Source organism: Thermopolyspora sp. NPDC052614, assembly GCF_040678635.1.
Lineage (GTDB): Bacteria > Actinomycetota > Actinomycetes > Streptosporangiales > Streptosporangiaceae > Thermopolyspora.
In genome coordinates, this window is record NZ_JBFATZ010000006.1 from 242,539 (window position 1) to 259,244 (window position 16,706).

Sequence of the window (16,706 nt, forward strand, 5' to 3'; positions counted from 1 at the left end):
GTCAGCTCAGGCAGCCGACGTGCGCCAGGGCCTGCCGCAGCAGGACGTCCTGCCCGCCCGTCATCTCCTGCTGCACGGCGGGCGACGCGGCCTCCTCCGGGGTGAACCAGATCAGATCGAGCGCGTCCTGCCGGGGGCGGCAGTCGCCGGCGACCGGCACGATGTACGCCAGCGACACCGCGTGCTGCCGCGGATCGTGATACGGCGTGACGCCAGGCGTCGGAAAGTACTCGGCGATCGTGAACGGCTGCGGGGAGGGCGGCACCTGCGGCAACGCGACCGGCCCGAGATCCTTCTCCAGATGCCGCAGGAGCGCGTCACGCACCCGCTCCTGGTACAGGACGCGCCCGGAGACCAGCGCCCTGCTGACGGTGCCGTCGGAGCCGATGCGCAGCAGCAGCCCCACCCGGGTCACCACTCCGCTCTCGTCCACGCGCACCGGAACGGCATCGACGTACAGGATCGGCATCCGCCCCCGCACCACCTCCAACTCTTCCGGACTGAGCCAGGCGGACGCGGTTTCGGTCATTTCGGTCACCCGTCGATGGTACTGGCCACCCGCCTCCGCCACGTCCCGGGTGCCGACGCGGGGCCCCGCGTCCTGACCTGGGCCTCCCCGGCTCACGTACGGTCGGCGGCAATCTCGCCGTGTACTAACGACCCGAACCCGTTCAGCCTGCCCAGACCACGCGGTAGATCGTGATCACTTCAGCCTCGTCGTTGACGTGGAATTCGACGATGCCTCGGCCATCTCCGAAGGTGGTCCGGCGATGCGCAGAGCCGTCGGAATAGATCGCGGTTGCGTCCCACGGAGCTTCAATGAGGTCGGCGGTTCGCTGGGCAAGTGCGTGGACGGCCTCGAAAGGCAGATTTTTCATGTCGTGAATCGCTCTGCCGTGCAGCGTGAAGCGGTAGCTCATTCGTGCCGTTCCGCCCGGGCTCTGGCTACAAGTTCGGCGAACTCGGGGAACACATCCTCGGCAGGAAAACAGTTGATGCCCTGTTCAGCTTCGATCCGCACCTGTTCGGCCTCCGGATCGGTATCGAGCATCGCCTCGCACCACCAGCGGCGGAGGACCGCCTCCGCCTGCTCAAGCCGAGCCGTACCGAGTTGCCGGTAGAAGTCCATGCGCTTAGCGGGCGACAGGGCGGCGGCGATTCCATCGACGGTTCGGGGGACCCGAGGTTCCTCGGGCCCGGACGAGTGCACAGGCTGAGCGGTCATAGCCCTCACGGTACCCGCTGCCACCCGGCTTGCAGCCCGCTTTTCGGGTGGTCAGCGAACCTGACCTGGTCCAACCGCCCGGATTCGTGAGCATCATGGGTGCCGGTGGAGGCGGCGCAGGGCGAACGCGAGCTGGAGCCGCAGGCGGCCGGAGGTTTCGCGGACGTTCCAGCCGAGTACGCGTTCGGCGTGTACGAGCCGGTCGCGCAGCGTCGAGTGGTGGATGGTGAGGTCGGAGGCGGCGGCGCGCAGGCTCGGCGCGTGGGCGGCGGCGTGGAGCGTGCGGAGCATCCATGGGGCGGTGGTGCCCGCGCGTTCAAGCGCCTCGACGTCGGCCACCGGGGGCGTCTCGGGACCGACCGCGCCCGCGAGGACGGCGAGGCCGCCGAGTTCGTCCGCGTACACGGTGGAAGGCCCCGGATCCTGGTCGGTGCCGTCCGCGGCGAACCGCACGGCCACCCGGGCGGCGCGCCACGAGGAGGGCAGCTCGGAGAAGGGAACGGCGGGGCCGACACCGGTCCGACGCCCCTCCCCCGCCGGGTGCCGCAGAGGAATCGTCCGCCCGGGGAACCGGCGGCCCTCGGCGACCCTCGCCTCGACCTTCCCGCCGGGGCCGCCGAGGGCGAGGGCGCGCACCGGGACGTCGGTGCGCAGGCCCAGCCTGTGGGCCGCGTGGACCCGGGACGGCTCGGACGCGGTCTCGTCCAGGACCAGCTCGATCAGGGCGGCGTCGTCGGCCGGGGCGGCCCGGCCGCGGGTGCGTTCGAGCGTGGTCATGACCGCCTTGGCGGCACGATCCAGCACCATCAGGTCCACGGGCCCGGACGCGCCGGGCCGCTCCAGCCAGAGCGTGGCGCCGTCGGCCGTCACGCACGGCCAGGCCGGGTCGGCCGGATCCGTCCGGTCCTGGCGTACGCCTTCGGCGGTGACGCGGATCCGGAGGTGCCGGGCCTCGTCGACGAGGCGGGCGGGGCGGCCCGCGAGCACGGCCGCCCCGCGAACGATCGCCTCAAGGTTCGCGCGCCCCTCGACCAACCGGTCGAAGTAGACGACGACCTTCAGCGCGGCGCCCGCCTCCGGATCGAGCGCGGCCAGCCGACCTGCCAGCTCCTCCACCGGTCAATCGTCCCATCCGGCCCGAGTCCACCCGTACCAGGGTTTACACGGTGGGACTACAGGATGCGGCGCAACCAGGCCGGTCGGGCCGCCTTGGCCGCCTGGGACACGGCGGCGTGCGGTGCGAACTGGGAGAAACCGTGGAAGCCGCCCGGCCACACGTGCAGCTCGGCCTGGCCGCCGGCCCGCCAGATGGCGGACGCGTACGCCACGTCCTCGTCGCGGAACGTCTCGGCGGAGCCCACGTCGATGAACGCCGGCGGCAGCCCGGACAGGTCCGTCGCCCGAGCGGGCGCGGCGTACGGCGAGACGTCCGGCCCGCCGCGCGCGTCCCCGAGCAGGGCCGTCCACCCGGTGCGGTTCGACGTGCGATCCCAGATCCCCAGGCCCACCATCTGCACGGCCGAGGGCGTATCGTTCCGGTCGTCGAGCATGGGACACAGCAGCATCTGCCCGGCGAGCGCCGGACCGCCGCGGTCTCGCGCCATCAGCGCCACCCCCGCGGCGAGCCCGCCGCCCGCGCTGATCCCGGCGACCACGACGCGCCCCGGATCGACGTTCAGCTCCGCCGCGTTCGCGGCGACCCACGCCAGACCGGCGTAGCAGTCCTCCACCGGCGCCGGATGCGGATGCTCGGGGGCGAGCCGGTACTCGACGGACACGACCGCGGCCCCCACCTCCAAGGCGATATCGAGCATGTCCGGCATACCGCCGTACCGAGTCCCCGTGATCATTCCGCCGCCGTGAATGAAGTAGATCGCCGGTGTCGGCACCGGCGCGTCCGCCGGACGGCAGATCAGCAGGGTGATGTCCGGCTCCCCGGCCGGGCCGGGCACCGTCCGCTCGGACACCTCGAACGCGCCCTCCCGGGACAGTTCCTCGTCCGACAGCGCGCTCGCGGCGGCGGAGGTCTGCCGCCGCGCCTCGATCATGTCGGGCGTCAACGACGTGGGAACCACCTCATTGATCACGCTCAGCGCCGCGGCGAGCTCGGGATCGAACGGAGGAGGCGGCCCGACACGAGCGTCGGACGAAGGTGTGACGGTCATCGCTACTCCCGCAACAGAAGAGGTCGCCCTGTGGCGTCCCCATCCTGCACGTTCCGGCGACGGAACCGTAGCGCCGCCCGTCGGACGATCCCCGCCAAACGGCGGCCCCGGCGCTGCGCCGGCACCGCCTCAGTGAACCCTTTTCAACCTGGCCAGAAGGTCGGAGCTGGGCCCACCCGACGTTGGTCGGATTATGGCCGCCCTGCATCACGGGCCGCCTGGGGCGCGGTGGCCGAGGCCGCGCATACCTGTCCTGACCGGCAAGCATGAGGTTGAAAAGGGTTCAGTGGCCGGCGTGCCCCAGAAGGACGGCCAGCGGCCTGATGGACCCTGATCCGCAACCCGAGCCGTGTGAGGATCCGAATGGACGCCACAGGTCACCCTGGGCTCCGCAACTCGGGATGATATTGTGCCTCATCACATTTCGGGACTTGGCGAGGGGCTACTCGGGTATGCGGCCCCAAGGGCATGGGAAACGAGTAGGAGAAGCATTGGGCTCCTGCCGCGGTGGACGCGTTCAGCCTGACGACGATTGAGAGTTGCTCCTCCCCTCGGGTGACCTGCCAATCGTTCCGGTACACCGCTTCATGAATCTCTCTATCCGTCAGGCGGCCATCCTCCGCCCGCGCCGCCAGTCGTTCTCCGATCGTGACCGCATCGCGGCGCATCTTGGCCAGATCCATCTCTGCGAGAGTGCGTTGCTGGGACATCATCGCCTGCGGGAGAAGCACTGACACGGCGACCACTCCGAGGATTCCGAGAGCGATCAGGATAAGGACGCCGCCGAACAATATCCGAACCCAGCGTGCCCACTTTGGGCGACTTCGGCGGCCTGTGGATCCGGTCACCACGCCAGCCTAATACTCCAGCGTTGACGGCGACCGCAGAGCTTCCACAACCGGTTGAGCGTGACGGCACCCGCAGCACGACCTCCGCTCGCCGTGCTACACACCGGTATAGCCGATACTGCTGAGAAGGTTGTTGACGAAGGTCGCGTAGCCGGACGTCCCGGCCCGGTTCGGATGGAAGCTTTCCCCTGCTTAGGCAGGCGAATTCGTTGATGAGAACAGGCCTGACTCACTGGTCCCCCTTACCGACATGCTCACCCGCCCATCCCGGCGCAGGTCAAGGTGGAGCACCAGCGAAAACCCGCCCGCATCTCCACACGTCCAACGCCACGCCGGTATCAATCGCACGAGGAAGACTCCCCGATGAACCGATTCGCACGGCTGTCCGCCGCTGCCGCGTCCCTGACCGCTGCCGCGGCCCTCCCTGTCCTCTCCGTCACCCCGGCCGACGCCGCCGCGGCGGCCAAGCCCCGCCTGCCGAAGGGGACGATCACCGCAAAGGTCGTCAAGATCGTGGATGGCGACACCTTAGACGTCCGCTACCAGGGCAAGCTCCGGCGGGTGCAGTTACTCGAGGTGGACACACCCGAGCGCGGCCAGTGCTGGAACCGCGAGGCGACCGCCCGCACCGCCGCCCTGCTGAAGCCCGGCAAGGCCGTCTACCTGCTCCGCGACAAGGCCCTGAAGGACCGCTACGGCCGTTACCTGTACTACGCGTGGAACCCGGCCGGCACGTTCGTCAACCGCAACCTGGTCCGCTACGGCTTCGGCAAGGCCGTCCTGTTCAAGCCCAACGACCGCTTCATCGCCCAGATGCGCGCCGACCAGGCCAAGGCGAAGAAGGAGCGCCTGCGCATCTGGTCGGGCAAGTGCGGCCCCCTCGGCCGCGGCACCGCCGCCGGCGGCACGGGCGGCACCGGAGGCGGCTCCGGCAGCGGCAGCAAGGGCGGAAGCGGCGGCACCGGAGGCGGTGGCGGCACCGACCCGCGCTACCGCACCTGCGGCGACGCCAACGCCGCCGGCTACGGCCCGTACGTCCGGGGCAAGGACCCCGAGTACTCCTGGTACCAGGACAGAGACGGCGACGGCGTGGTGTGCGAGCCCTGACCGTCCCCCATGAGCACGGGCCGGAGGCCGCTGCCGTGAGATGGGGCGGCCTCCGATCGTCCTGTCCGGCCGTGCGATGACGAGGGCCGGCGCCCGTGCCCCGGCCGTACGGTCAAAGGCGTGCCGGCGGCGGCCTGGTCGGCGGCCGCGAACACGAGGCGGGGCGGGCGCATGTCTCGGCCGCTGCGGGTGCCGCGAGCGCGACTCGCCCGAGTCAACAGGCGCGCCGAATGTCGCCACCTCAGAGAATCGTGAATCCTTTGACGTGCCGCGGCATGTCCCAATAGCGCTCAACGGTCCAGCGTTTTATGAAGACCCTGTCGCCGTTCATATCGTCGTATATGATGTCGTTGTTTCCGGTGGAGATCTCATCGACCCAGGTACCGCCCAAGATATTGACGTACCCCGCATTCGCGAAACATGATATCCCACGGCTGATGGAGGTGTGCCATGTGATGATCAGGAAGTCCCTGCGCCCAGCGCAGAAGACTTCGTTCGTCGCATGCGCGATCTCAGCCGGAAGCGTCACCGTCATGGCTGCGACCATGGCCGCAGCAACGGAGATATTACGCAGCCTGCTAAGGGCCACACCCATGGCAAGCCCCTTTCTCTTCGCCGTGACGATACTTCCTTTTAATCAAAAACAACTCCCTCGTCCAGGGGTGCTACAATCCCACTCGACCCATACCGGCATGAGCTGGGAATATGTCGGCCAGCGCCGGTGATCATTTGAAACGTTCAAGAACGTACAGCCGCGAATGACCGAAAGGCGAGGACTGATGGGATCCTTTGCCACCCGTACTCGGCCATTGCCGCGACTGGGCGTCGACGGCCATGCTCGATGCGGCTCACCTTGAATGCGTGCCAGCCCGCCAGGCTGTGCCCATCGCCGGGCCGCGTCCCAGCGCCGTACGCGCCGCAGGGTCTCCGCCGGGTCGTCGCGCGTCAAGGCCGGTTCTCCTGACTGTCGAGGAAACGTAAACACGCAGTGCCGCACTGGTGTACGGTGCGCTTACGATCGCACTCATTCCGTCATCGTTCCAGGTCGAACGGCCAGTGGCGTCCGGCCCGTCATCGGAGGTGGAATCCATGTCTGCGCGCCGCAAGCAGCCCGAGCGGTACCGCTCCCTCGCCCACTACTTCGGCGCGCGGGTGCGCGACCTGCGTGACAGCTACGACCAACGCGTCGGCAGCCCCTTGCGGCTCGGCGATTTCGCCTCGCGTACCGGGTACTCGCCCTCGATGATCAGCGCGATCGAGCGCGGCGAGCACCTGCCGGACGGCGGCGACCGGGTCAAGGCTCTGGATGAGGTGCTGGCCGCCAACGGCGAGTTGATCCGTCTGTGGCCGCTGGTGCAGCGGCTGGGGCGGCATTCCATCGACGATCTGGTTGCCGCCGCCGATAGTGGAAATAACCGGAACGGTATCCCCCAGTGTCAGGACGATGACATGGAGCGACGAATACTCTTCCGCCTCACCGGTCTCGGCCTCATCACCACAGGCCCTGCCCTTGCCGACGCCGAGGCACTACGGCAGCTCATCGAGAAAACGCTCGGTGCCGCCGAGTCGTCCACCGCGGAGGACTGGGAGGCGGCCTGCGTGGAACACCGTCATGCCCTTCGCACCCGGCCGCCTGCCGAGGTACGCGAGAATCTGGTCGCGGATCTGACGGCCCTGCAGTGGTCGCTCGCCCGCGCGAAGGCCGAGCACAAGGCGGATTTGCAGCGATCGATGGCTTGGCTGGCGATTCTGTACAGCGACGTCCTTACCCGACTCGGGGACTACGGCACGGCGCGGCGGTGGTGGACCACCGCGCGGCATGCCGCGGACGCCTCGGGCGATCTGGACATGCGCGTCAGGACACGAGGCAAGGAAGCGGTATTTGCCCTGTACACGCCCCGCTCCCTCGATTCGGCGATCCTGCTGGCGCAGGAGGGCCAGCGACTGGCGGGCGGCATGGTGTCCACGAGTACCCTTCAGACACTCGCCGGAGAGGCGCAGGCGCTCGCGCTCATGGGTCGGCACCGCGAGGCCCGGGAGACCCTCCGACGTCTTCACACCCTCGCCGACAAGGTCGGCGAGCGTAGCGAACTCGGCTGGACGCCAGACTCGCTCTGGTTCGTCACAAGCTGGGTCCACTCGTACGGCGGCTCGTCGAAGGCGGGTGACAAGGCCCGGGAAGAGGCGGCGAAACGTGCACCCGCCTACCAGAACGCCACAAACCTCCGCCTGCACGAGGCCATCACCATCGCGCGTGAAGGTGGCCACGACGACGCCCTGCGTCTGGCCACGGACGCCATTTCGGGCCTTGCCCCCGCGTACCGGTCACAAATGATCCTTCACACCGCCCGTCAGGTACAGGAGATGGTCCCGGTCGCCCGGCGCAAGGGCAGCGCCTTCGATGACTATCGAGCGGTCGTCATGGGCACACCGCTTTGATCGTTCCGCTGTGACGGCCAGGAGTCGGCGTTCCGGCTCGACCTCGGCGACTTCGGGGCGGCCCGCCGGCGGAGCGGGCCGACTCTCGGCCACTTGGAGCGTCAGGGGGGCCTGTTCCTGAACCGCAGGAACGGGTGCGTTCGGAGACTTTCAACGCGACGGGGAGAGCAAGCCGGTTCGCGTTGACCTGAACCTGCCCTCCCCCGCCGACGGCTGTCACCCGCTGATCGGCCCGAAGCCGATGCGGCCCTGGTCGCAGATTGGCCCGAATGGCGCGTGGATGCTGCGGTAGGCGAAGTCGTCGGGCAGCAGGACCATCAGCTCGGCCGCTTGCGGGCAGCTCTGCTCGCCGCCGGTTTGGACGGTCCCCCAGTGAATCGCGAACGAGGCGTACTTGCCCGGGCGTAGTGTGACCTTCCTGACCGGTCCGGCGTCCCTGCGTGGCCGGGTGCGCAGCACGTCGCCCGCGCCGTCGAACATGACCAGCCCGGCGTATCCCTTGAGCCAGCAGGTGCGTGAGGAGGTGTTGGTGAGCCGGACGCGTGTGTGGCGCTGGCCTGCGCCCGCGTCGATCCTGCCCAGCGACGCCTTGAGCTGACCGGCTGAACACCGCGCCGCCGCAGCCGCGTGTGTCGCCGTATGCACTGCGGCCGGTGTTGCCGTCTGCGCCGCCGCGGCCGGTGCCGCGCTGCCGACGAGCAGCAACGCGGCCGCCACGGTGGCTTTCCGAATGACTTTCACGAAGGGTTTGATGCCACCAAGGTCGCAGAAGTTCACGCCGAGCGACCGGAACGGTATCCGCCGATGTCACGGCGGCGACATGCTCGGCGATCGGTGCCGGATCCGGCGAGGTACGCGGCCCGTGCCTCGCTCGTGGCGGCGGGGCAGATCTGTAGGATCGCCGTCGTGGTCGTCCATAATGACCCGGACACGCGGTCCGGTCGCGCGGTTCCTGCAGGTGACGGTCCTGCGGCGGCCGTCGACGGCGATGGGGTGGTACGTCTCGCCCAGCGGCTGATCCGGATTGATTCGTGCAATCCGCCGGGAAACGAGGCGTGGGTCGCGCGGGTGCTGGCGGAGGAGGCCGACGCCGCGGGGCTGCGGGTGACCACGGATGAGGTCGCGGCCGGGCGTACCAACGTCACCGTCCGCCTGCCGGGGTCCGGGGCCGATCCGCGCACCCTGGTGTACTGCGGGCATCTGGACACCGTCACCGTCGGAACGACGCCCTGGACGCGGGACCCGTTCGGCGCGGAGGTGGTCGACGGGCTGCTGTGGGGGCGCGGTTCGGTGGACATGAAGGGCGGTCTCGCGGCCATGCTGTCCGGGATGATCGCGATTCGCCGGTCCGGCGTCCGACTGCCGGGCGACGTCGTGCTGCGGGCGCTGGTCGGCGAGGAGGTCGACTGCGCAGGGGCCCAGCATCTGCTGGCCACCGGCGGCATGGCGGAGGCCGCCTGGATGGTCGTGGGCGAGCCGACCGGGCTGCGGGCCGTCGTCGCGCACAAGGGGTGTGCCCGGTTGCGGGTGGTCGTGCGCGGGGTCGGAGCGCACGCGTCGCGTCCCGACGTGGGCGTCAACGCGATCCTGAAGATGGCGCGGGTGCTGCAGGAACTGGCCGCGGTCGACGTTTCCGGGCCGCCGCATCCGCTGCTCACCGGCTCGACGTCCGCGGCCACAATGATCAGCGGGGGCAGCGCGTTGAACGTGGTGCCAGACGCCTGCACTGTGGACTTCGACATCAGGACGGTTCCCGGGCAGGACCATCGGGAGATCGCCGCGCGATTCGAGGCCGTGCTCGCGGACGCCGCCCGCCGCGATCCGGACTTTCAGGCCACGGTCGAGCTGACGTACGACCGGGCGCCCGTCACCATCTCGCCCGATGACGCGCTCGTCACCGCGGTTCAGGGCGCGGCGGAGACGGTGCTGGGCCGCTGTCCGGAGATCGGCGGCGTCGGCTTCTTCACGGACGCCTCGGTGCTGCAGCCGCCGACCGGCGTCCCGACGGTCGTGTTCGGGCCGGGTGACGTCGGCCTGATGCATCAGACCGACGAGCGCATCAGCGTCAGTGAACTCGTCGACGCGGCACGCGTGTTCGCCGTACTGCCCGCCACGCTCTGGTGACATCGCCCCCGGTCTCGAGGGCTCGCCGGAGTCGAACCCGCTGACCGTCTCGGAGCTCGCCGCCCACTGGCGGTTCGCCGACAGCAGCCCCACCGACTACGCCCGATCGGCGGCATCGGTCCGGGACCGGGCGGACACCCCGCACTGAAAAGGCTCAGGCGACAGGCGTACGCGGGCTGATCCGCACCTCCAGGTCGGCGTTCAGAGCCTTGGCCAGCCGCTCAAGGACCGGCAACGTGGGCACGGTGCCTCCGGCTTCGAAACGGGCCACCGCTGACTGCGTCATGTCCGCCGCCCCGGCCAGCTCGCTCTGGCTTTAGCCGCGCTCCTCGCGTATGCGGCGTACCGTACGGCCGAGCTCGAACGCGAGTCGAGCGGCGTCGTAGGCTTCGGCCGCTCCGGGCTCGGCCATCCGCCGCTCCCTGAGCTCCGCCCAGTCCGTCCGATCGGTCATCATGACTCCTCGTCCGCCGTGTGCGCCTCGGCGATGCACCGCCATAGAGCACGCCGCGCCCGATCCACTTCTCTGCTCTCCCTCGCCCGGGTCTTCCTGAAGACGGTCAGGAGAACGATCCGCCGATCCGGAGCGTAGATGAGATGGGTACCCTTCGCATCCGATCGCCGATCGCGTCGACGGATGGCACCAAGAGATGCGTCGCGAACATGGTGCAAGCGGGATTAATTCGTCGTTGTTCGTGGCGGTGGGGGGACGTCGGCCTGTTCGTACGCTCGGTGGAGTGTTGTCATGATGGGGTCGCGGAGGCCGGGGCAGACGGCGATGGTGGTGGCGGAGGCGACGGTGTGGTCGGTGCCGTCGTGGTCGAGGACCAGGCCGCCGGCCTCGCGGACCAAAAGGACGCCTGCCATCGTGTCCCAGGGCAGGTTGGCCAGGATGATCGAGGCGTCGAGTCTGCCCTGGGCGACCCAGGCGAGGTCGATGGCGGCGGTGCCGAGCATGCGGATGCGCCGGACGCGGGCGCCGAGCATGTTCAGCAGCGCGATCCGGACGCGGTTCTTGGGCTCGGCGTCGCGGCCGACGGCGAAGTCGCCGATCGAGACCACCGCGTCGGACGGCTCGCACACGTGGGAGGCCCGGATGGGCCTGCCGTCCGCGTAGGCGCCCCGGCCGGACGCCGCCGTGTAGACGACGTCGAGGAACGGCAGGTCGATGGCGGCCAGCGCGGCGTTCCCGCCCGAGACCAGGGCGAGCGACACCGCGCACAGGGGGATGCCGCAGGCGAGGTTGGCGGTGCCGTCGACCGGGTCGAGGGCCCACCAGGGCGCGTCCTCGCCCGGCCCGGTTCGGCCGTGCTCCTCGCCGAGGATGCCGATCTCGGGGGTCTCGCGGCGGAGGAAGTCGCGGACCGCGTCCTCGACGGCGAGGTCCACGTCGGTCACGATGTCGCGGTCGCCCTTGGTGCGCACCGAGCCGGGTGCGCGGGACCGGATGATCCGGCGTGCCACGGCGACCGCCTCGGTGGCGACGTCAAGCAGGCCGGGCAGGGACCGCGCGAGCGACGGGGGGAGGTCGGGCGGGGGTCCGGCCGGGGAGGTGGGCGACGGCACGCCGGCGCGTGGCCGGGGCTGCGGTCGGGTGGGCAGGTCGGACGATGGCAGGTCGGACGATGACGGGCGCGGTGGCTCGGCGGCCGTGTCGCGGGGCGGCCGAGCGCCTTGACCCGGGAACGGCTCCGGCGGCCGCGACGACGAACCCGCGGGCAAATCCAAGGCCGACCGGACCTCCCGGCCCGGCGTCGGCGGGTCGAGCGGCGGGAAAGACGGCCGATCCGAGACCGACCGGACCTCCCGGCCCGGCGGCGTTGGATCGGGAGACGGGAAAGACGGCGGATCCGGGGGCGCGCCGGCGGCGGAGCCGCCGTGCCGTTTCCGGTGGCCGTCCGGTCCGGGTGGTGGGGCGCTCATCTCAGCCACCCGCCGTGCCCAGCTTTCGGAAGGCGGGCTTGTCGAGGTGGGGGAGGTCGTGGCCGAGGCGGTCGCGCTTGGCGGTGAGGTAGCGGATGTTGTGGTCGGTGGCCTGGACGAGGAGGGGGACGCGGGCCGCCACCACGATGCCGTGCGACTCCAGGGCCTCGATCTTGTCGGAGTTGTTGGACATCAGGCGGACCGAGCGGACGCCCAGGTATTTCAGTACGCGGGCGGCCGGGCCGAAGTCGCGGCGGTCGACCGGGTAGCCGAGCGCCGTGGCCGAGTCGACGGTGTCGAGGCCCTGTTCGTCCTGGAGCACGTGGGTGCGGACCTTGGCGACCAGGCCGATGCCCCGGCCCTCGTGCCCGCGCAGGTACACCAGGACGCCGCTCTTCTCCGCCACGATCGCGTCGAGCGCGGCGGAGAGCTGGTCCCCGCACTCGCAGCGCATGGCGGCGAAGATGTCGCCGGTCACGCATTCGGAGTGCACCCGGACCAGGACGTTCTCCCGTTCCATGGTCTCGCCGAGCACGAGGGCGATGTGCTCGTGCCCGTCGAGCGGATCCCGGAAGGCGACGGTACGGAAGGTGCCACGCCGGGTCACCAGATCCGCCTCGGCGACGTCCTCCGCCACGAGGTCGTGCTCACCCATTTAACTCTCCTTGCTACTTACTACCGGTACTGGACACAACGGACAACACGCCCTTCCGGTTGGGAATGTTGCGAGTTCGTGAGCGGCCCGACAGGCTGACCGACTATGAGCGTTCCGAACACGAACACCCCCGCCGCGGATGACCGGACCCCTGATCGGACCGCGCCTCGCGCCGCCGCCGGGGAGCGGACGCGCGGGCTCGCCGCCGGTCATGCCGGGGGACCCGGGGAGACGGCGCCGGGCGGCGGGGGCGCGGGCGGCACGGCCAGCGACGATCTTGATGTCGATGATTCGTCCACTGCTGCCCCGGAATCGCGCGGTCACACCGGGGGCGGCGGATACCTGCTGCCGCTCAGCACGACGACCGACGAACGGCGGCGCGGCGCCCGGGTGGCTCTGCTGCCCGTCGGCAGCTTCGAGCAGCACGGCCCGTACCTCCCGCTGGCCACCGACACCGTCGTGGCCTGCACGATCGCCGAGGCGATCGCCGCCGCGCATCCCGTGCTGCGACTGCCGCCGGTCACGATCTCCTGCTCGCACGAGCACGCCGACTGGCCGGGGACGGTGAGCATCTCGGCCGCGACCCTGTACGCGATCGTGCGCGACGTGGCGGAGTCGCTGCGCCGCTCCGGCGTCACCCGGCTCGTCGTGGTCAACGGCCACGGGGGCAACTACGTGCTCGGCAACGTGGTGCAGGAGGCCGCGGCGGAGGGGCGGCGCATGGCGCTGTTCCCCGGCCCGGCGGACTGGGCGGCGGCGCTGGCGGCGGCCGGGGTGGAGACCTCGGCCTGGGACGACATGCACGCCGGGGAACTGGAGACCTCGATCCTGCTGCACGCCCACCCGCACATGGTCCGTCCCGGCTACGAAACGGGTGATCATCTTTCGGGTGACCGCCGGCACCTGCTGACCCTCGGCATGGCCGAGTACACCGAATCGGGCATCATCGGACGTCCATCACTGGCTTCGGCCCGCAAGGGGCAGGACATGCTCGACAGCCTGGTCAAGTCGTTCGCCGAGTACCTTGCCGTCCTGGAGCGCTAGGGCCCGCGCCACCGGCGCGAGCGCGCCCCGGTCCGCCGTCGGCTCGGGTACGGCCTCGCCCCGGTCCGCCCGGGTGCCGCGGCCCAGGAGCAGCACCACCGCGCCGGGCAGGCCGGCCACGAGGGCGAGCACGCCGTACACGACGGACGTGGTGAGCCCCAGCTCGGTGCCGAGCCCCACCGCGCCGAACGCCGTCGCGGCGAACGCCTCCCGCGGGCCCCAGCCGCCGACGTTCACCGGCACCGCCATCACCAGCAGGGTGAGCAGGATGATCGGGAGGAGGCGGCCGACCGGGGCGTCCGATCCCGCCGTGCGCGCCGCGACCACGAACATCGTCACGTGCCCGGCGAGCACGGCCGCCGACAGCGCGAACACCGGCGGCCAGGTGTCGCGGGCGAGCAGCCCCGCCCGCAGGTCCGCCGCCGACGCCGCGAGCGACCGTTTGATCGCGGCCCACCGGCCGCCCGCCGGGGTCGTCTCCCCCGGGCCGGTCGGCCGCGCGGTCCGCTCGGCGTCGTCGCGTGGGACGGTCCGCTCGCCGCCCCGGCCGGTGGCCGAGAAGGCGCGGGTACGCCGGATCCGTACGGCCACCGCGATCAGGGCGGCGATCAGCGTCAGGACGCCGGCGGCGGCCCACGGGTTCGGCACCACGTCCCGCACGATCGCGGCGGCCGGCGAGGGGTCGGCGATGAGGACGACCGCCCCGGCGGCGACCAGCACGATCTGCCCGCCGGTACGTTCCAGAACGACGGCGCGGACGGCGCGGCCGACGTCGCCCGCGTACCGGCCGTGCACCACCGCGCGGTGGGCGTCGCCGAGGATCCCCGCCGGGAGCGCCGCGTTCAGGAACAGCGAGCGGTAGTAGTCGGCGAGGGCCGCCAGCGGCGGCAGCGGTAGGCCGAGACGCCCGGCCACCAGGCACCAGCGCCACACGCTCAGCACGGTGGTGAACAGGCCGATGCCGAGCGCGGCCAGCATCGCCGGGCCGTCCACCAGGCGCAGGCCGTCGAGGAACGCCTCGGTGCCGAGCCGCCACACCAGCACCGCCATGATCGCCACGGCGATCAGCGTGCGTAGCCACGGCCACAGTCGTCGGGTCATGGGCGTCCTCCGGTTGCGGGAAGGGCGAGCAGGTCGTCATGCCAGACCACCGCCGTCAGCTTCCCCGCCGCGCACTGGTCAAGCCTGTGCTGGAGATACGTCCGCGAGTCCGGGATCAGTTCAGGGTTCTGCTCGCAGGCCGCGCCGACCCAGCCGCGCAGCCACTCGGCGGTCAGGGCCGCCTGGCGGGGGCCGAGTCGCCACGGGCTCGGCCGGGTGTGCACGGCCATGCCCCGGTTCTCGAACGCGGTCCGCGCCGCGGCGACGGCGTCGGGGCCGAGGAGGCGGCGGCCGGCGTGCTCGCGGCGCTGGTGGTCGTTGAAGGCGGCGGCCAACGCGGCGTCGAGCGGGTCGGGCGCGTCCAGCTCGACGCGGCCCGCCACCGAGATCGTCAGCAGGGCCGGGCATTCCGCCTCGGCGCAGGCCGCCGCGAGGGCGTCGATCTCGTCGGCGGTGAGCAGGTCGAGCAGGGCCGAGGCGGTCACCAGCGAGGTGCCGGCGAGGTGGTCGGCGCGCAGCGCGGCGAGGTCTCCTTGGGCGGCGGCGGTGGTCACCGGGGTGCCGTCGGCGGCGGGGCCGGGGATGCCGGTGACGGCGCGGGCCAGCAGGTCGGGGTCGAGGTCGTGCAGGATCCAGTGCTGCGGGCCGGGCAGGCGGCCGGCGAGCCAGCGGCCCATCGAGCCGGTGCCGCAGCCGAGGTCGCGCACGACCAGCCGTCCGCCGGGCGGGGGGACGGCGGCGAGCCGGGCGCGCAGCGGGTCCAGCAGCTCGGCCGCGCGGGCGGCGGCGTCCGCCTCCTCGCGCAGGGCGAGCCACTCCGGGGTGTAGCGGGGGGTGTGCCGGGGGGAGTCGTCCCCGGGCCCGGAGGTCACCGCCGAAGCCGCTCCAGCAGGGCCGCCAGTTGCCGCGAAGTCACCGTCCACCCGTGCAGCATGCCACGACGATGCCGCACCGATGTCCGGATTTTTACGCGTACGACGGGTTCAGTTAACCAGCGGCGGAGGGCGTCGGCGAGAGCGGCCGGGTCGTCCGGGGGCACCAGCAGGCCCGGGACGCTGCCGTCCGGGGCGTGTCCGAGGGTCTCCGGCAGGGCGTCGGCCGTCGTCGTCAGCACCGGGATTCCGCGGGCCAGGGCCTCGGTCACCACCATGCCGTACGTCTCGGCCCGGGAGGCCAGCACCATCAGGTCGGCGGCGGCGTAGGCGGCCTCCAGGGGCTCGCCGGCGAGCGGGCCCGCGAGCCGGATCCGGTCGCCGAGGCCGCCGGCGGCGATCATCTCGCGGACGCGGTCGGCGAAGCCGCCGTCGCGGCCGAGCGGGCCGACGCACACGCAGTCCCAGGCGAGGTCGGCGAGCGACGCCAGCGCGCGGACCAGCACGTCGTGGCCCTTGCGCGGGGTCACCGAGGCGACGCACAGCAGCCGGGACGCGCCGTCGGTGCCGGGCGCCATCGGGGCCGAATCGGTGCCTGGGGCCGCCACTCCCACGCGGTCCGGGTCGAGTCCGTGCCGCTCGACCAGGCCGCGCCCCGCCCACTCGCTGGTCGCCACGACCAGGGCCGCCGCCCGCAACGTCTCCCGCTCCAGGCGGTCCAGCTCCGCCGCCGTCTCCGGCGGGATCCCGGTCTCGGCCGCCAGCGGCAGGTGAACGAGCACCGCCACCCGCAGCCGGTCCGCGTGCGGCACCACGATCTCGGGCACACCGCACGCCACCAGCCCGTCCAGCAGCACGATCGCGCCGTCCGGCATTTCGCCGAGCGCCCGCGCCAGCGCGGCCCGGCCGCCCGGCCCCGGCCGCGGCCACGCGCCGCCGACCCCGACGCGGTGGACCCGCCACCCCAGCTCCTCGAGCCCCTGGCACACGCGCCGGTCGTAGACGTTGCCTCCGCTCGGCGCGTTCGGGTCATCGACGTCACCGGGCAGAACCACGTGAACCACGCGTCCGCCGAATTCTCCGCGCCAAAGCGTATTAATGCGTATCTCCTGGGGAGAGGTCGTCGTCTACTGGCCCCGGACCCGAATTGGGGAAGGCGGACATGGATCGACACGACGCGCGGGGACGGACCCGCGGAGGCGC

19 protein-coding genes are annotated in these 16,706 nt (G+C 71.4%); 5 read left to right on the forward strand and 14 right to left on the reverse strand.

The features are described from left to right. Nucleotide 1: 1 nt before the first annotated feature. From AB0K60_RS15670 to AB0K60_RS15690, 5 genes are all read right to left on the reverse strand, one after another. Nucleotides 2-529, reverse strand: coding sequence for an NUDIX hydrolase family protein (locus AB0K60_RS15670; protein WP_364054847.1), 528 nt, complete (start codon nucleotides 527-529; stop codon nucleotides 2-4). 142 nt (nucleotides 530-671) lie between these two features. Beyond that, nucleotides 672-920: a hypothetical protein gene (locus AB0K60_RS15675; RefSeq protein WP_364054156.1), complete on the reverse strand. Its 249-nt coding sequence runs from the start codon at nucleotides 918-920 to the stop codon at nucleotides 672-674. After that, the gene (locus tag AB0K60_RS15680; RefSeq protein WP_364054159.1) at nucleotides 917-1,225 is read right to left on the reverse strand and encodes a hypothetical protein; all 309 of its coding nucleotides are present in this window, start codon (nucleotides 1,223-1,225) and stop codon (nucleotides 917-919) included. The genes AB0K60_RS15675 and AB0K60_RS15680 overlap by 4 nt, the downstream gene beginning before the upstream one ends. 93 nt (nucleotides 1,226-1,318) lie before the next feature. Then, entirely contained in the window at nucleotides 1,319-2,341 is a 1,023-nt protein-coding gene (locus AB0K60_RS15685) for a helix-turn-helix domain-containing protein (protein ID WP_364054162.1), read from the reverse strand. 56 nt (nucleotides 2,342-2,397) lie between these two features. Continuing rightward, nucleotides 2,398-3,390, reverse strand: coding sequence for an alpha/beta hydrolase (locus AB0K60_RS15690; protein ID WP_364054165.1), 993 nt, complete (start codon nucleotides 3,388-3,390; stop codon nucleotides 2,398-2,400). Nucleotides 3,391-3,977: 587 nt separating this feature from the next. Between AB0K60_RS15690 and AB0K60_RS15695 the strand changes: the two genes are divergently transcribed. Continuing rightward, nucleotides 3,978-4,124 (forward strand): hypothetical protein, encoded by a 147-nt coding sequence (locus tag AB0K60_RS15695; protein ID WP_364054168.1) that lies wholly within the window; start codon nucleotides 3,978-3,980, stop codon nucleotides 4,122-4,124. A 477-nt stretch (nucleotides 4,125-4,601) separates the two neighbouring features. Continuing rightward, nucleotides 4,602-5,345, forward strand: coding sequence for a thermonuclease family protein (locus tag AB0K60_RS15700; RefSeq protein WP_364054171.1), 744 nt, complete (start codon nucleotides 4,602-4,604; stop codon nucleotides 5,343-5,345). A gap of 241 nt (nucleotides 5,346-5,586) precedes the next feature. Here the strand turns inward: AB0K60_RS15700 and AB0K60_RS15705 are convergent, their stop codons facing one another. After that, nucleotides 5,587-5,940 carry a beta/gamma crystallin domain-containing protein gene (locus AB0K60_RS15705; protein WP_364054174.1) on the reverse strand — a complete coding sequence of 118 codons (354 nt, stop codon included), beginning with the start codon at nucleotides 5,938-5,940 and terminating at the stop codon, nucleotides 5,587-5,589. 494 nt (nucleotides 5,941-6,434) lie between these two features. Here AB0K60_RS15705 and AB0K60_RS15710 point away from each other — a divergent pair, with 494 nt between their 5' ends. Beyond that, on the forward strand, nucleotides 6,435-7,784 hold the full coding sequence (locus AB0K60_RS15710) for a helix-turn-helix transcriptional regulator (protein WP_364054177.1): 1,350 nt from the start codon (nucleotides 6,435-6,437) through the stop codon (nucleotides 7,782-7,784). A 216-nt stretch (nucleotides 7,785-8,000) separates the two neighbouring features. Here the strand turns inward: AB0K60_RS15710 and AB0K60_RS15715 are convergent, their stop codons facing one another. Then, nucleotides 8,001-8,561, reverse strand: coding sequence for a DUF4232 domain-containing protein (locus tag AB0K60_RS15715; protein WP_364054180.1), 561 nt, complete (start codon nucleotides 8,559-8,561; stop codon nucleotides 8,001-8,003). A 216-nt stretch (nucleotides 8,562-8,777) separates the two neighbouring features. On the opposite strand from AB0K60_RS15715, the gene AB0K60_RS15720 reads away from it, so the two are divergent. Beyond that, nucleotides 8,778-9,908, forward strand: coding sequence for a M20 family metallopeptidase (locus tag AB0K60_RS15720; RefSeq protein WP_364054183.1), 1,131 nt, complete (start codon nucleotides 8,778-8,780; stop codon nucleotides 9,906-9,908). Nucleotides 9,909-10,062: 154 nt separating this feature from the next. On the opposite strand, the gene AB0K60_RS15725 is transcribed toward AB0K60_RS15720, so the two are convergent. From AB0K60_RS15725 to ribA, 4 genes are all read right to left on the reverse strand, one after another. After that, nucleotides 10,063-10,212, reverse strand: coding sequence for a helix-turn-helix transcriptional regulator (locus AB0K60_RS15725; protein WP_364054850.1), 150 nt, complete (start codon nucleotides 10,210-10,212; stop codon nucleotides 10,063-10,065). A 12-nt stretch (nucleotides 10,213-10,224) separates the two neighbouring features. Next, nucleotides 10,225-10,362: a hypothetical protein gene (locus tag AB0K60_RS15730; protein ID WP_364054186.1), complete on the reverse strand. Its 138-nt coding sequence runs from the start codon at nucleotides 10,360-10,362 to the stop codon at nucleotides 10,225-10,227. A 224-nt stretch (nucleotides 10,363-10,586) separates the two neighbouring features. Further along, complete coding sequence (locus AB0K60_RS15735; RefSeq protein WP_364054189.1) at nucleotides 10,587-11,474, reverse strand: inositol monophosphatase family protein; 888 nt, start codon at nucleotides 11,472-11,474, stop codon at nucleotides 10,587-10,589. 358 nt (nucleotides 11,475-11,832) lie between these two features. Beyond that, nucleotides 11,833-12,486 carry a GTP cyclohydrolase II gene (ribA, locus tag AB0K60_RS15740; RefSeq protein WP_364054192.1) on the reverse strand — a complete coding sequence of 218 codons (654 nt, stop codon included), beginning with the start codon at nucleotides 12,484-12,486 and terminating at the stop codon, nucleotides 11,833-11,835. 342 nt (nucleotides 12,487-12,828) lie between these two features. Between ribA and AB0K60_RS15745 the strand changes: the two genes are divergently transcribed. After that, the gene (locus AB0K60_RS15745; protein WP_364054853.1) at nucleotides 12,829-13,530 is read left to right on the forward strand and encodes a creatininase family protein; all 702 of its coding nucleotides are present in this window, start codon (nucleotides 12,829-12,831) and stop codon (nucleotides 13,528-13,530) included. Here the strand turns inward: AB0K60_RS15745 and AB0K60_RS15750 are convergent. The 3 genes from AB0K60_RS15750 to AB0K60_RS15760 are packed head-to-tail and all read right to left on the reverse strand — an operon-like array spanning nucleotide 13,444 to nucleotide 16,567. After that, a complete protein-coding gene (locus AB0K60_RS15750) occupies nucleotides 13,444-14,631 on the reverse strand; it encodes a lysylphosphatidylglycerol synthase transmembrane domain-containing protein (RefSeq protein WP_364054195.1) in 1,188 nt (395 codons plus the stop codon). The two genes, AB0K60_RS15745 and AB0K60_RS15750, sit on opposite strands and share 87 nt — an antisense overlap. After that, complete coding sequence (locus AB0K60_RS15755) at nucleotides 14,628-15,503, reverse strand: class I SAM-dependent methyltransferase (RefSeq protein ID WP_364054198.1); 876 nt, start codon at nucleotides 15,501-15,503, stop codon at nucleotides 14,628-14,630. The genes AB0K60_RS15750 and AB0K60_RS15755 overlap by 4 nt, the downstream gene beginning before the upstream one ends. Then, nucleotides 15,500-16,567 (reverse strand): glycosyltransferase family 4 protein, encoded by a 1,068-nt coding sequence (locus tag AB0K60_RS15760; protein ID WP_364054201.1) that lies wholly within the window; start codon nucleotides 16,565-16,567, stop codon nucleotides 15,500-15,502. Before AB0K60_RS15760 ends, AB0K60_RS15755 begins: the two co-directional genes overlap by 4 nt. Between the last annotated feature and the right edge of the window lie 139 nt (nucleotides 16,568-16,706).

Bases quoted from the DNA above. Each gene is read 5' to 3' on its own strand.
- AB0K60_RS15670 (WP_364054847.1), bottom strand. From the start codon at position 529: ATGACCGAAACCGCGTCCGCCTGGCTCAGTCCGGAAGAGTTGGAGGTG.
- AB0K60_RS15675 (WP_364054156.1), bottom strand. From the start codon at position 920: ATGAGCTACCGCTTCACGCTGCACGGCAGAGCGATTCACGACATGAAA.
- AB0K60_RS15680 (WP_364054159.1), bottom strand. From the start codon at position 1,225: ATGACCGCTCAGCCTGTGCACTCGTCCGGGCCCGAGGAACCTCGGGTC.
- AB0K60_RS15690 (WP_364054165.1), bottom strand. From the start codon at position 3,390: ATGACCGTCACACCTTCGTCCGACGCTCGTGTCGGGCCGCCTCCTCCG.
- AB0K60_RS15695 (WP_364054168.1), top strand. From the start codon at position 3,978: ATGAATCTCTCTATCCGTCAGGCGGCCATCCTCCGCCCGCGCCGCCAG.
- AB0K60_RS15700 (WP_364054171.1), top strand. From the start codon at position 4,602: ATGAACCGATTCGCACGGCTGTCCGCCGCTGCCGCGTCCCTGACCGCT.
- AB0K60_RS15705 (WP_364054174.1), bottom strand. From the start codon at position 5,940: ATGGGTGTGGCCCTTAGCAGGCTGCGTAATATCTCCGTTGCTGCGGCC.
- AB0K60_RS15710 (WP_364054177.1), top strand. From the start codon at position 6,435: ATGTCTGCGCGCCGCAAGCAGCCCGAGCGGTACCGCTCCCTCGCCCAC.
- AB0K60_RS15730 (WP_364054186.1), bottom strand. From the start codon at position 10,362: ATGACCGATCGGACGGACTGGGCGGAGCTCAGGGAGCGGCGGATGGCC.
- ribA (WP_364054192.1), bottom strand. From the start codon at position 12,486: ATGGGTGAGCACGACCTCGTGGCGGAGGACGTCGCCGAGGCGGATCTG.
- AB0K60_RS15750 (WP_364054195.1), bottom strand. From the start codon at position 14,631: ATGACCCGACGACTGTGGCCGTGGCTACGCACGCTGATCGCCGTGGCG.